The 12,659-nt window shown below is 48.3% G+C and carries 12 protein-coding genes and 1 pseudogene; 6 read left to right on the top strand and 7 right to left on the bottom strand.

Going from position 1 to position 12,659, the window contains the following annotated elements; all coding sequences use genetic code 11:
- From D9734_RS15690 to wzzB, 6 genes and pseudogenes are all read left to right on the top strand, one after another.
- Window positions 1–330, top strand: a 330-nt coding sequence (locus tag D9734_RS15690) for an ISAs1 family transposase (protein WP_130208715.1), incomplete at its 5' end; no start/stop codon positions are given.
- Window positions 331–337: 7 nt separating this feature from the next.
- Window positions 338–580 (top strand): annotated as a pseudogene (locus D9734_RS15685) (ISAs1 family transposase); the annotation flags it as partial.
- Window positions 581–634: 54 nt separating this feature from the next.
- The gene (locus D9734_RS15680; RefSeq protein WP_240780544.1) at window positions 635–2,269 is read left to right on the top strand and encodes a sulfatase-like hydrolase/transferase; all 1,635 of its coding nucleotides are present in this window, start codon (window positions 635–637) and stop codon (window positions 2,267–2,269) included.
- Window positions 2,270–2,402: 133 nt separating this feature from the next.
- Complete coding sequence (gene gndA, locus D9734_RS15675; RefSeq protein WP_130208711.1) at window positions 2,403–3,809, top strand: NADP-dependent phosphogluconate dehydrogenase; 1,407 nt, start codon at window positions 2,403–2,405, stop codon at window positions 3,807–3,809.
- A 244-nt stretch (window positions 3,810–4,053) separates the two neighbouring features.
- Complete coding sequence (gene ugd, locus D9734_RS15670) at window positions 4,054–5,220, top strand: UDP-glucose 6-dehydrogenase (protein WP_130208709.1); 1,167 nt, start codon at window positions 4,054–4,056, stop codon at window positions 5,218–5,220.
- 144 nt (window positions 5,221–5,364) lie between these two features.
- Complete coding sequence (gene wzzB / locus D9734_RS15665) at window positions 5,365–6,345, top strand: LPS O-antigen chain length determinant protein WzzB (RefSeq protein WP_130208743.1); 981 nt, start codon at window positions 5,365–5,367, stop codon at window positions 6,343–6,345.
- Window positions 6,346–6,526: 181 nt separating this feature from the next.
- On the opposite strand, the gene hisIE is transcribed toward wzzB, so the two are convergent.
- The 7 genes from hisIE to hisD are packed head-to-tail and all read right to left on the bottom strand — an operon-like array spanning window position 6,527 to window position 12,655.
- A complete protein-coding gene (gene hisIE, locus D9734_RS15660; RefSeq protein ID WP_000954922.1) occupies window positions 6,527–7,138 on the bottom strand; it encodes a bifunctional phosphoribosyl-AMP cyclohydrolase/phosphoribosyl-ATP diphosphatase HisIE in 612 nt (203 codons plus the stop codon).
- Window positions 7,132–7,908, bottom strand: a complete 777-nt coding sequence (hisF, locus tag D9734_RS15655) for an imidazole glycerol phosphate synthase subunit HisF (protein ID WP_000880155.1) — start codon at window positions 7,906–7,908, stop codon at window positions 7,132–7,134. The genes hisIE and hisF overlap by 7 nt, the downstream gene beginning before the upstream one ends.
- The gene (gene hisA / locus D9734_RS15650; RefSeq protein WP_130208707.1) at window positions 7,890–8,627 is read right to left on the bottom strand and encodes a 1-(5-phosphoribosyl)-5-[(5-phosphoribosylamino)methylideneamino]imidazole-4-carboxamide isomerase; all 738 of its coding nucleotides are present in this window, start codon (window positions 8,625–8,627) and stop codon (window positions 7,890–7,892) included. Before hisA ends, hisF begins: the two co-directional genes overlap by 19 nt.
- On the bottom strand, window positions 8,627–9,217 hold the full coding sequence (gene hisH / locus D9734_RS15645; protein WP_130208705.1) for an imidazole glycerol phosphate synthase subunit HisH: 591 nt from the start codon (window positions 9,215–9,217) through the stop codon (window positions 8,627–8,629). The genes hisA and hisH overlap by 1 nt, the downstream gene beginning before the upstream one ends.
- Window positions 9,217–10,284 carry a bifunctional histidinol-phosphatase/imidazoleglycerol-phosphate dehydratase HisB gene (gene hisB, locus D9734_RS15640; protein ID WP_130208703.1) on the bottom strand — a complete coding sequence of 356 codons (1,068 nt, stop codon included), beginning with the start codon at window positions 10,282–10,284 and terminating at the stop codon, window positions 9,217–9,219. Before hisB ends, hisH begins: the two co-directional genes overlap by 1 nt.
- Window positions 10,284–11,354 carry a histidinol-phosphate transaminase gene (gene hisC, locus D9734_RS15635; RefSeq protein ID WP_130208701.1) on the bottom strand — a complete coding sequence of 357 codons (1,071 nt, stop codon included), beginning with the start codon at window positions 11,352–11,354 and terminating at the stop codon, window positions 10,284–10,286. Before hisC ends, hisB begins: the two co-directional genes overlap by 1 nt.
- The gene (hisD, locus tag D9734_RS15630; RefSeq protein WP_130208699.1) at window positions 11,351–12,655 is read right to left on the bottom strand and encodes a histidinol dehydrogenase; all 1,305 of its coding nucleotides are present in this window, start codon (window positions 12,653–12,655) and stop codon (window positions 11,351–11,353) included. Before hisD ends, hisC begins: the two co-directional genes overlap by 4 nt.
- Window positions 12,656–12,659 lie beyond the last annotated feature (4 nt).

The following is a 12,659-nucleotide window of genomic DNA, read 5'->3' as shown; positions in this document are numbered from 1 at the left end:
ATAGCAGAGCAAAAGAAAGAGCCAGAAATGACGGTCAGATATTATATCAGTTCTGCTGATTTAACCGCAGAGAAGTTCGCCACAACGATCCGAAATCACTGGCACGTGGAGAATAAGCTGCACTGGCGTCTGGACGTGGTAATGAATGAAGACGACTGCAAAATCAGAAGAGGAAACGCAGTAGAATTATTTTCAGGGATACGGCACATCGCTATTAATATTTTGACGAATGATAAGGTATTCAAGGCAGGGTTAAGACGTAAGATGCGAAAAGCAGCCATGGACAGAAACTACCTGGCGTCAGTCCTTGCGGGGAGCGGGCTTTCGTAATCTTGCCCTGGAGAATAACCTTCAGTGGTGCTTGGATATGGTAATGAATGAAGACGACTTCAAAATAAGAAGAGGAAACTCAGCAGAATTATTTTTAGGGATAAGACACATCGCTATTAATATTTTAACGGGTGATCAGGTATTCAGGGTAGGGTTAAGACGTAAAATGCAAAAAGCAGGCATGGACAGAAACTACCTGGCGTCACTCCTGGCGGGGAGTGGGCTTTACCAGTCCTTCCTTGCTCAGTGACAGAATATTAAATGAATAGCATTATGATTATTAAATAATATGGTTTAATTTGACATGAACTTTACAAATATAATTAAAATAATACCACCTTTCTGTATCTTCTTGAGTATTTTACTTTACTCTGGAAGGACAGACTGTGTCTTTTTATTTACTATTGAATACACACTTACAAGTCTGGCAATACTTCTAATAAAAAGAAAGTCCATAAGCAATATCTTGTGGGGAATTTATCTCTCCATTTTAGGTGTGCAGGCAGCATCGCTATTTAGCTCAGGGCAATATTTGATGCCTCTTGCCTTGTCGAATGCCGCAGAAGTTGGATCGCTAGGCATTGGCGAGATAATCAAGGTTTTTTCCATTTTTATTTCATTTGTTATAATTTCATTCGTTACGATGCCTTCTGGCGCTCTAGTCGAACGTATTAAATATTATAAATTTAATCTTTTTTGTATAGTATTATTGCTTGTGTGTTCTTTCATAAGTGCGGGGCCGGTATATTCTTTTTATGAAACAGCAAAATTGTACTATTTACAGCAAACCTTTAAGCCTAGTGAGAAGATTGGTGATGCCGGGAAATCTTTTTTAAAAACAAGTGTTTTTATTAACCCTATCCCTATACAGAATAACAACAACTTCAAAGGGCGTAATGTTATTGTAATCTTTGCTGAGGGATTTTCATCGGAGATTATTGGTAATTCAAAAACTGACGCATTTTCTATTACTCCTAATTTAGATAAGTTATCTACTGAAGCGCTAAGTTTTAAAAATTATTATAACCATACAGCAGCAACCTTTAGAGGTTTAAGAGGCCAGTTAACTTCTGGCTATCAATTTCGTGATGGGTTAACTGATACTGGTACTGGTATTGCACAATTATCTAACTCAGAAATTAATAATATTTATCTTCATCGTCAAACATCTTTACCGGATATATTGAAAGAGTATGGCTATAAAAGTTATTTTATAGCGTCTACAGAAAAAAATAGCCCACTTAACACTATGTTGAAAACGCTTAATTTTGATAAAGTTCTTGGTATGGGGGAATTTATTGGTTATCAACGCGACAGAATGACTGATAAGCAAACATTTAATGCACTGAAATATTTTTTACGTTCTCAAGAAAATAAAAACGAACACTTCTTTATTGGTGTGTACCCATCTGGTACTCATCATGGTCAAGATAGTCCAAATGAAAAATATTTTGATGGTAGCAACCCACTCTACAATAAATTCTATAACTATGATTTTCAGTTGGGGCAGTTCGTTGACTTTTTTCGGCGCAGTTCATTTTATGGCAATACGTTGTTGATAATAACATCGGATCATTCTACATTTCCTTCGACAGAATATAAGAAATCATTTAATAGCGATTCTCGTTTTTTTGTGGACAAGATACCATTTCTGGTCATTGGGAAAGATATTGCGCCTGAAGTTTTAGATGCAGGAGGTAAAAATTCTTTAAGTTTCGCGCCAACAATATTGCACATGTTAGGGATTCAGTATTCAATGAATTATTTTTTGGGGTGTTCTCTTCTTGATAAGATGTGCACATCACCATTCTCACATCTTTCTGCTATTGGCAGCGATTATTTCAATACAAGCAAAGAAAATCATGTTGAACTAATTCAAAATAATAGTAATAATGAATTAATAAAATTAGCCGAACTTTTTTATAACATTAGTGGTTAAATATAAAGCTGTACAAGTTACAAGCAATTTCCTAATTAGGAAATATATGACTGTAAAAGAAGATATAAATTAAGCTATTCTTTATCTTCAATAAGCCGCAACCCGCGGTGACCACCCCTGACAGGAGTAAACAATGTCAAAGCAACAGATCGGCGTCGTCGGTATGGCAGTGATGGGACGCAACCTTGCGCTCAACATCGAAAGCCGTGGTTATACCGTCTCTATTTTCAACCGTTCTCGTGAAAAGACGGAAGAAGTGATTGCCGAAAATCCAGGCAAGAAACTGGTTCCTTACTATACGGTGAAAGAGTTCGTTGAATCTCTTGAAACGCCTCGTCGCATCCTGTTAATGGTGAAAGCAGGTGCAGGCACGGATGCTGCCATTGATTCCCTGAAACCATATCTTGATAAAGGCGATATCATCATTGATGGTGGTAATACCTTCTTCCAGGATACCATTCGTCGTAACCGCGAGCTTTCTGCAGAAGGCTTTAACTTCATCGGTACGGGGGTTTCCGGTGGTGAAGAGGGCGCGCTGAAAGGACCTTCTATCATGCCTGGTGGGCAGAAAGAAGCCTATGAACTGGTTGCACCTATCCTGACCAAAATCGCCGCCGTTGCTGAAGATGGCGAACCGTGCGTTACCTATATTGGTGCTGATGGCGCAGGTCACTATGTGAAGATGGTTCACAACGGTATTGAATACGGTGATATGCAACTGATTGCTGAAGCCTATTCTCTGCTGAAAGGTGGTCTGAATCTATCTAATGAAGAACTGGCACAAACCTTTACCGAGTGGAATAACGGTGAACTGAGCAGCTACCTGATCGACATCACTAAAGACATCTTCACCAAAAAAGATGAAGACGGTAAATACCTGGTTGATGTGATCCTGGATGAAGCAGCGAACAAAGGTACGGGTAAATGGACCAGCCAGAGCGCGCTGGATCTCGGCGAACCGCTGTCGCTGATTACTGAGTCTGTGTTTGCTCGTTATATCTCTTCCCTGAAAGATCAGCGCGTAGCCGCGTCTAAAGTACTGTCGGGTCCGCAAGCGCAGCCAGCAGGTGATAAAGCTGAATTCATCGAAAAAGTTCGCCGTGCGCTTTATCTGGGTAAGATTGTTTCTTACGCGCAGGGCTTCTCGCAGCTACGTGCGGCGTCTGAAGAGTACAGCTGGGATCTGAATTATGGTGAAATCGCGAAGATCTTCCGTGCCGGTTGTATCATTCGTGCTCAGTTCCTGCAGAAAATCACGGATGCTTACGCCGAAAATCCGAAGATTGCTAACCTGCTGTTAGCCCCGTACTTTAAGAAAATTGCCGACGATTACCAGCAAGCTCTGCGTGATGTTGTTGCTTATGCGGTGCTGAACGGTATTCCAGTACCTACCTTCTCTGCAGCGGTTGCTTACTATGACAGCTATCGTGCCGCAGTACTGCCTGCAAACTTGATCCAGGCGCAGCGTGACTATTTCGGTGCGCATACCTATAAGCGCATTGATAAAGAAGGTGTATTCCACACCGAATGGCTGGATTAATCTGATTTAATCAGTATTAAACTAAGGCCCGGCATTTATCGCCGGGCTTTTTTTTACTATCAATCTTATTGATTTAATTTCATTGCTTAATACTAACTTAATAAATAGCAGCTATTCTTATAAAGAAAATCTGAAATGTTTTTCGTTTCGTTGACCAGACATCATCGTGGCGTTAAAACTTTTAACTCTTATCAGGGTGCTAAAACATCATGATTCATAGTTAAGTTAATTCTGAGAGCATGAAATGAAAATCACCATTTCCGGAACCGGTTATGTTGGCCTGTCTAATGGGCTATTAATCGCACAAAATCATAACGTTGTAGCATTAGATATTTTACCAACTCGCGTTGCAATGCTGAATGATCGGATATCTCCTATTGTTGATAAAGAAATTGAGCAGTTTTTGCAATCAGACAAAATACGTTTTAATGCCACGTTAGATAAAAAAGAAGCCTACCGGAATGCTGATTATGTAATCATCGCAACCCCGACCGACTATGATCCTAAAACCAATTATTTCAATACATCTAGCGTAGAATCAGTAATTAAAGATGTTACGGAAATAAACCCTCATGCAGTAATGATTATTAAGTCTACGGTTCCTGTAGGTTTTACGGCCGCGATGCAAAAAAAATTCAAGACTGAGAACATTATCTTCTCCCCTGAATTCCTCCGAGAAGGCAAAGCCCTTTACGATAACCTTCATCCTTCCCGTATTGTGATAGGCGAACGTTCTGAACGTGCACAGCGGTTTGCCGCGTTATTACAGGAAGGGGCGGTTAAGCAAAATATCCCGACTCTGTTTACTGATTCAACAGAAGCAGAGGCCATTAAACTTTTTGCCAATACTTACCTCGCCATGCGCGTGGCGTACTTTAACGAGTTGGACAGTTATGCAGAAAGCCTGGGATTGAACACCCGTCAAATCATTGAAGGTGTTTGTCTTGATCCGCGTATCGGCAATCATTACAACAATCCATCATTTGGTTACGGTGGTTACTGTTTGCCGAAAGATACCAAGCAGCTTCTGGCAAATTACCAGTCTGTGCCAAACAACATCATTTCTGCCATCGTTGAAGCTAATCGCACCCGCAAAGACTTTATTGCCGATGCTATCTTGTCACGTAAACCCAAAGTCGTAGGGATATATCGCCTAATTATGAAGAGCGGTTCAGATAACTTCCGTGCGTCTTCCATTCAGGGGATCATGAAGCGTATCAAAGCTAAGGGGGTAGAAGTGATTATCTATGAACCGGTTATGAAGGAAGAAATGTTTTTCAATTCACGACTGGAACGTGATCTCGCGACGTTTAAGCAACAGGCTGATGTCATCATCTCTAATCGAATGTCAGAAGAGCTTAAAGATGCAGCAGACAAGGTCTACACCCGCGATCTTTTCGGTAGCGACTAACTATCTGTAATCAGATGATTTTTGGCGGTAGTTGGTATCGATGTTCATGTAATAATTCATTATATTTATTGTTTATCCTATGGCATTCATACTGATTATCGCTAAACTATGGCGACCTGAAATTTTCCGTCTGTTAGGGTAATGATGAAAGTTGAAAATAATAATATTTCTGGGCACAACAATGACCCGGAACAGATTGATTTAATTGATTTACTGGTACAACTGTGGCGCGGGAAGATGACCATTATCGCCACAGTCATTGTGGCTATCGTGTTGGCTATTGGATACCTGGCAGTAGCGAAAGAGCAATGGACATCAACAGCCATTGTCACTCAACCTGATGTGGGGCAAATTGCCGGCTATAACAACGCCATGAATGTAATTTATGGCCAGGCTGCGCCAAAAGTAGCTGATTTACAGGAGGCGTTAATTGGTCGCTTCAGTTCTGCTTTCTCTGCATTAGCGGAAACGCTGGATAATCAGGAAGAACGCGAAAAACTGACTATCGAACCTGCTGTTAAAAACCAGCCGTTACCGTTAGCTGTTTCTTATGTCGGGCACACTGCAGCGGATGCACAGAAAAAGCTGGCTGAATACATTCAACAGGTTGATGACCAAGTGAATGAAGAGCTGGAAAAGGACCTGAAGGATAATATCGCTTTGGGTATGAAAACCTTGCAGGACTCCCTGAAAACTCAGGAAGTGGTGGCTCAGGAGCAAAAAACGCTGCGTATCCGCCAGATTCAGGAAGCGTTGCAGTATGCGAATCAGGCGCAGGTAATAAAGCCGCAGATTCAGCAGACTGGTGAAAATATTACTCAGGACACGTTGCTTTTGTTAGGTAGCGAAGCACTGGAGTCGATGATTAAGCACGAAGCGACTCGTCCGCTTGTGTTCTCGCCAAACTATTATCAGACTCGTCAAAACCTGCTGGATATCGAAAGTCTGAAGGTTGATGATCTTGATATTCATGCCTACCGTTACGTTATGAAACCCACACTGCCAATTCGTCGCGATAGCCCGAAGAAAGCAATTACCTTGATTCTGGCAGTACTGCTGGGCGGCATGGTTGGCGCGGGAATTGTGCTGGGGCGTAATGCGCTGCGTAATTACAACGCGAAATAGTCTTTTCAGCTTTAAATAAAAAGGGCAGGGTGGTGACACCTTGCCTTTTTTGTTGCCGGATGCGATGCTGGCGCATCTTATCCAGCCTACGTGTGCAGAGCGAATAGTAGGCCTGATAAGCTTGCGCATCGGGCAATGGCTCAGGATGCGACAGCTACATCGCATCCGGTCAGCCTGCAACTCACTGATGACGTTTGCGCAGGTTCTCAATCACCGTTGTTAAATCCAGATCCTGATCCTGCAGCAGCACCAGTAGGTGATACATCAAGTCCGATGCCTCGTTGGTCAGTTCAAAGCGGTCATGTACCGTCGCTGCCAGTGCGGTTTCCACGCCTTCTTCGCCCACTTTCTGCGCAATGCGTTTGGTGCCGCTGGCATACAGTTTGGCGGTATAGGAGGTTTCCGGGTCGGCAGATTTGCGTTCGGCGAGCAGTTGTTCCAGTTGATACAGGAATAGCCACTGGTGAGCGGTGTCGCCGAAGCAGCTGCTTGTGCCTTTGTGGCAGGTCGGGCCGATGGGATTCGCCAGCACCAGCAGGGTGTCGTTGTCGCAGTCCGGCGCAATACTCACTACGTTGAGGAAATTGCCGGACGTTTCACCTTTGGTCCACAGTCGCTGTTTAGTGCGCGAGAAGAAGGTTACTTTGCCGCTTTCGATGGTTTTGTCCAGCGCTTGCGGATTCATGTAGCCCAGCATTAACACTTCGCCGGATACCGCGTGTTGCACAATCACCGGCATCAGCCCGTCGGTTTTTTCCCAGTCCAGTTCGCGACGTTGTTGTTCTGTTAACATATCCTGATCTCCACGCCCTGTGTTGCCAGGTACGCTTTTAATTCACCAATATTGATTATTTGTTTGTGGAATACGGAAGCCGCCAGCGCGCCGTCAACGTCGGCATCGCGGAAGGCTTCGAGGAAGTGTTCCATGGTGCCTGCGCCACCGGAGGCAATCAGCGGGATGTGGCAAACTTCACGCACTTTTTTCAGCTGCTCGAGGTCGTAACCGTTACGCACGCCGTCCTGATTCATCATGTTGAGGACGATTTCTCCGGCACCGCGTTTTTGCACTTCCTGTACCCAGTCGAGCGTTTCCCACTGAGTGACGCGGGTGCGGCTTTCATCGCCGGTATATTGATTCACATGATATTTACCGGTTTCGGCGTCGTACCAGGTGTCAATACCGACCACAATACACTGCACGCCAAAGCGATCGGCCAGGCGAGTAATTAACGTCGGGTCCGCCAGCGCAGGGGAGTTGATAGAGATTTTATCCGCGCCAAAGGAAAGAATTTTCGCGGCGTCATCCAGCGATTTAATTCCTCCCGCCACGCAGAACGGAATATCGATCACTTCCGCCACGCGAGATACCCAGCTTTTATCTACCACACGTCCATCGCTGGAGGCGGTGATATCGTAGAACACTAGCTCGTCCGCACCTTCTTCGGCGTAGCGTTTTGCCAGCGGCACGATATCGCCAATGATTTCATGGTTACGAAACTGTACGCCTTTCACCACCTGACCATCACGAACGTCGAGACATGGGATTATGCGTTTTGCCAGCATGCGATGGCCTCCTTCACGGTGAATTTACCTTCCAGTAATGCCCGACCAACTATTACGCCGCGTACGCCAGTACCACGCAGGGCAGCGACATCATCAATGTCGCCAATGCCGCCGGAGGACTGAAATGCCACCTGCGGATATCTGGCGCAGACTTCCTCATATAAAGAGACGTTAGAACCTGCTAGCGTGCCGTCGCGCGAGATATCGGTACACAGCACATGTTTCAGGCCGACGGGCAGATAGGTTTCCACCAGTTGTTCCAGCGAAACGCCCGAGTTCTCTTGCCAGCCGCTAACCGCCACCTGCTTGTTGCCTTGCTCGTCAATGCGTACATCCAGCGCCAGCACTAACGCACCCGCACCGAAGCGTTCAAACCAGCCTTTCACCATTTCTGGTGATTTCACTGCGGTGGAGCCGACTACCACGCGCGCAACGCCAGCTTCCAGTAACGTCGCCACATCTTCTTCGCTACGCACGCCGCCGCCCACCTGAACCGGAACGTTAACGCCTGCGACCAGCGTTTTAATCAGAGAAATTTGTCGTTTAGCCGGATCTTTTGCCCCAGTCAGATCCACCAGATGCAGCACTTCGGCACCTTGTGCAGCGTAATCCTGTAAACGCGGCAGCGGGTCGTTACCGTAATCGCGCTGTTTGCCGTAATCGCCCTGATGGAGACGCACCACGGTGCCGTCGATTAAATCTAATGCCGGAATAATCATCACATCTCCAGGAAGTTTTTCAGCAACTTAGCGCCAGCGGTACCAGAACGCTCCGGGTGGAACTGCACGCCGTAGAAGTTATCTTTTTGTACCGCCGCGGTGAACGGTTCGCCGTAATTACACTGCGCGATGGTCCACGGATTGACCGGCATTGCGTAGCTGTGAACAAAGTAAAAGTACGCACCGTCTTCAATCCCCTGAAACAGGCGGTTGCCTGCCCGCGGGTAAACGCGGTTCCAGCCCATATGCGGCAGCGGCAGACCAAAGTCGGTCATTTTCGGCACGTCTTCGTCGATGATGCCCAGCAAGTCGACGCCGTTGCTCTCTTCGCTGCGCCGCCCCAGCAGTTGCATCCCTAAGCAGATGCCCAGCACCGGTTGGGTACAGGCTTTGATGAGATCAAACAGTTCGCGCTCACGTACCTGATCCATCGCCGCTTGCGCAGTGCCAACGCCGGGTAAAAACAGTTTATCGGCCAGCAACACTACGTCCGGGTCACGGCTGACTTTGGGTTCATAACCGTGGCGCGCAATGGCTGATTTCACCGAGTTCAGGTTGGCGCAGCCGGTATCAAGGATCACCACGTTCATTACAGCACTCCTTTCGACGAGGGCAGGGTGTCGCCTTCCACGCGGATGGCCTGGCGCAGGGTGCGACCAAAGGCTTTGAACAGGCTCTCTACACGGTGGTGATCGTTTTTACCTTTGGTTTTCAGGTGCAGGGTCACGCCCATGGTGTAAGAGAGCGAACGGAAGAAGTGCTCGATCATTTCAGTGCTGAGATCGCCCACGCGCTGGTAGGTAAATTCGGCTTTATATTCCAGGTGCGGGCGACCAGAGATATCCAGTGCACAGCGGGCAAGGCATTCGTCCATCGGCAGCACAAAACCAAAGCGGCAAATACCGCGTTTGTCGCCAAGAGCAATTTTTAACGCTTCGCCCAGCGCCAGGCCGGTATCTTCGACGGTGTGGTGATCGTCGATATAGAGATCGCCTTTGACGTTGATTTCCATCCGGAAGCCGCCGTGGGTGGCAATCTGATCCAGCATGTGATCAAAGAAGCCAACGCCGGTATTAATCTTGCTGCCACCTTCGCGATCCAGCCACACCTGGACGTCAATCTGCGTCTCTTTGGTGTTACGTACTACGTGAGCGTAACGGTCGCGTTTAGTGAGCTGCTCGCCAATCATCGGCCAGTTCAGGGTTTCGCGGTCGTAGCGTAAACCATTAATGCCCATGTTTTCCGCCAGTTGAATATCGGTCGCGCGATCACCAATCACATAACTGTTAGCGCGATCCATCGCTTGCTCAGCCAGATAACGCTCCACCAGTTTTACTTTCGGCTTACGGCAGTCGCATTCATCGGCGGGCAGGTGCGGACAAATCAGCACTTCATCAAACTGCACGCCTTGCGAGGTGAAGATCTGCATCATCAGGTTGTGCGGGCCATCGAAATCTGCCTGCGGGAAACTTTGTGTTCCCAGACCATCCTGATTAGTGATCATCACCAGCTTGTAGTCCGCTTTTTGCAGCTTCAGCAGCTCCGGAATCACGCCCGGTTCAAAGGCGAGTTTGTCAAAACGGTCCACCTGAAAATCACTCGGCGGTTCGCTAATCAGGGTTCCATCGCGATCGATAAAAAGATACTTCTGACTCATCAAACTTGCTCCGCACGTAAGGCGTCAATGACGCGCTGGCTTTCTTCACGGGTTCCGACGGTAATTCGCAGGCAGCCGCTTAAAGAGGGTTGTTTATTCTGATCACGTAAGATAATGCCCTGATCCCACAAAGATTTAAACACTGCGCTGGAGGCTTTAAAGCGCGCCAGAATGTAGTTGGTTTCAGAGTCGAAAACCTGCGCCACGCAGGGGATCTGTTTCAGTGCGGCAATCAGGTATTCGCGTTCTGCAATAATTTGCGCCACTCGTTCGCGCATGGCGACGATTCCCTGCGGGCTTAACGCCTGGGCCGCAATGTCGGCAACCGGCGTCGAGAGCGGGTAGGGGGCGATCACTTTCATCAGCAGGTTGATGACTTCTTCGTTTGCCAGCGTAAATCCGCAACGAAGGCCCGCCAGAGCAAAAGCTTTCGACAGTGTGCGCAAAATAGCCAGGTGCGGATATTCCGCCAGCCAGCCAGCCAGCGATGCCTGCGGGCAAAACTCGATATAGGCTTCATCGGCAACCACAATGGCTTTTCCGCGGGTTAACTCCAGCAGGGTGCGAAAATCTTGCGGATTGATCAGTTGCCCGGTCGGGTTGTTGGGGCTGCAAACATAGACCACTTTTACGCCGTCCAGCTTGTCGGAAATGCCCTGTAAGTCCAGTTGCCAGTTGTCCAGCGTCGGCACTGTGCGGCACTCAACGCCAATGGTTTCGGCGCTGACGCTGTACATGCCGTACGTTGGTGGGCAGTAGAGGATGGCGTCTTTGCCCGGTTCGCAAAAAGCGCGAATCAGCAGTTCAATACCTTCGTCCGCGCCACGGCTGACCAGTACCTGCTCCGGCTTCACGCCTGCATACTGTGCGTAATTTTCAATCACCGCTTTCGGTTGGCATTCCGGGTAGCGGTTGAGCGTTTGCTGAGTGAGCTGAAACTCCACGGCTGTGGGGTATTCGTTGGCGTTCAGCCAGACATCGCCGTTACCGCCCAGACGACGCGCCGACTGATACGGCGTCAGGTTGAGGACGTTTTCACGCGCTAAATCGGTAATAGTCACGGTGCTCATGCTTGCTCCTTAAGGGCGTTAACACGCAAAGTAACGGCATTTTTGTGGGCGGTCAGACGCTCGGCGGCGGCCAGTGTTTCAATGGTCGAAGCCAGCGCGGAGAAACCTTCTTTCGACAGTTCCTGCACGGTCATACGCTTCTGGAAATCTGCCAGTCCGAGACTGGAACAGGTGGCGGTGTAACCGTAAGTCGGCAGTACATGGTTGGTGCCGGAGGCGTAATCACCTGCCGATTCCGGTGACCAGTCACCAAGAAATACCGAACCGGCGCTGGTGATGCCATCGACCAGTTCGCGGGCGTTGCGGGTCTGAATGATCAGGTGCTCCGGGCCGTAGAGGTTGGAGATCTCTACGCACTGCGCTAAATCGTTGGTCACAATCAGGCGGCTGGCGCTCAGTGCCTGACAGGCGGTTTCAGCTCTCGGCAGTTCCGCCAGCTGGCGTTCGACGGCCTCGGCAACGCGACGCGCCATATCGGCGTCGGGCGTCAGTAAAATCACCTGTGAGTCCGGGCCGTGTTCAGCCTGAGAAAGCAAATCAGAAGCCACGAAATCCGGCGTAGCGCCGCTGTCGGCAATCACCAGCACTTCCGACGGGCCTGCGGGCATATCGATCGCCGCACCGTCCAAACGCTGGCTTACCTGGCGTTTTGCCTCGGTGACAAAGGCGTTACCTGGCCCGAAGATTTTGTCTACTTTGGGCACGGATTCTGTGCCAAACGCCAGTGCGGCAATGGCCTGTGCGCCACCGACGTTAAACACATCCTGCACGCCGCACAGCTGCGCCGCGTAAAGGATCTCATCGGCAATCGGCGGCGGTGAGCACAGCACCACTTTTTTACAGCCTGCAATACGCGCCGGAGTCGCCAGCATTAATACCGTTGAGAAGAGCGGGGCGGAGCCGCCAGGAATATACAAACCAACTGAAGCTACCGGGCGCGTGACTTGCTGGCAACGTACGCCTGGCTGAGTTTCTACATCTACCGGCGGCAGTTTTTGCGCAGTGTGGAAGGTTTCAATATTCTTTACTGCCACCGCCATCGCCTGTTTTAGCTCGTCGCTCAGGCGTTCGCTGGCGGCGGTGATCTCCTCAGCAGACACCTTCAGCGCGGTAACCGTGGTTTTATCAAACTTCGCGCTGTATTCACGTAGGGCGTCATCGCCGCGTGCTTTCACGTTATCGAGAATATCGTTAACAGTGCGGGTAATGCTTTCAGAAGCGGAGATCGCCGGACGCATTAACAACTGGCGTTGTTGTTCCGCAGTACAGCTATTCCAGTCAATGATTGTGTTAAAGCTCATGGCG

The organism is Escherichia sp. E14S1, from assembly GCF_004211995.1.
Lineage (GTDB): Bacteria > Pseudomonadota > Gammaproteobacteria > Enterobacterales > Enterobacteriaceae > Escherichia.
Note: the sequence above shows the minus strand (reverse complement) of the source record. Positions and strands in the feature narration are given on the sequence as shown.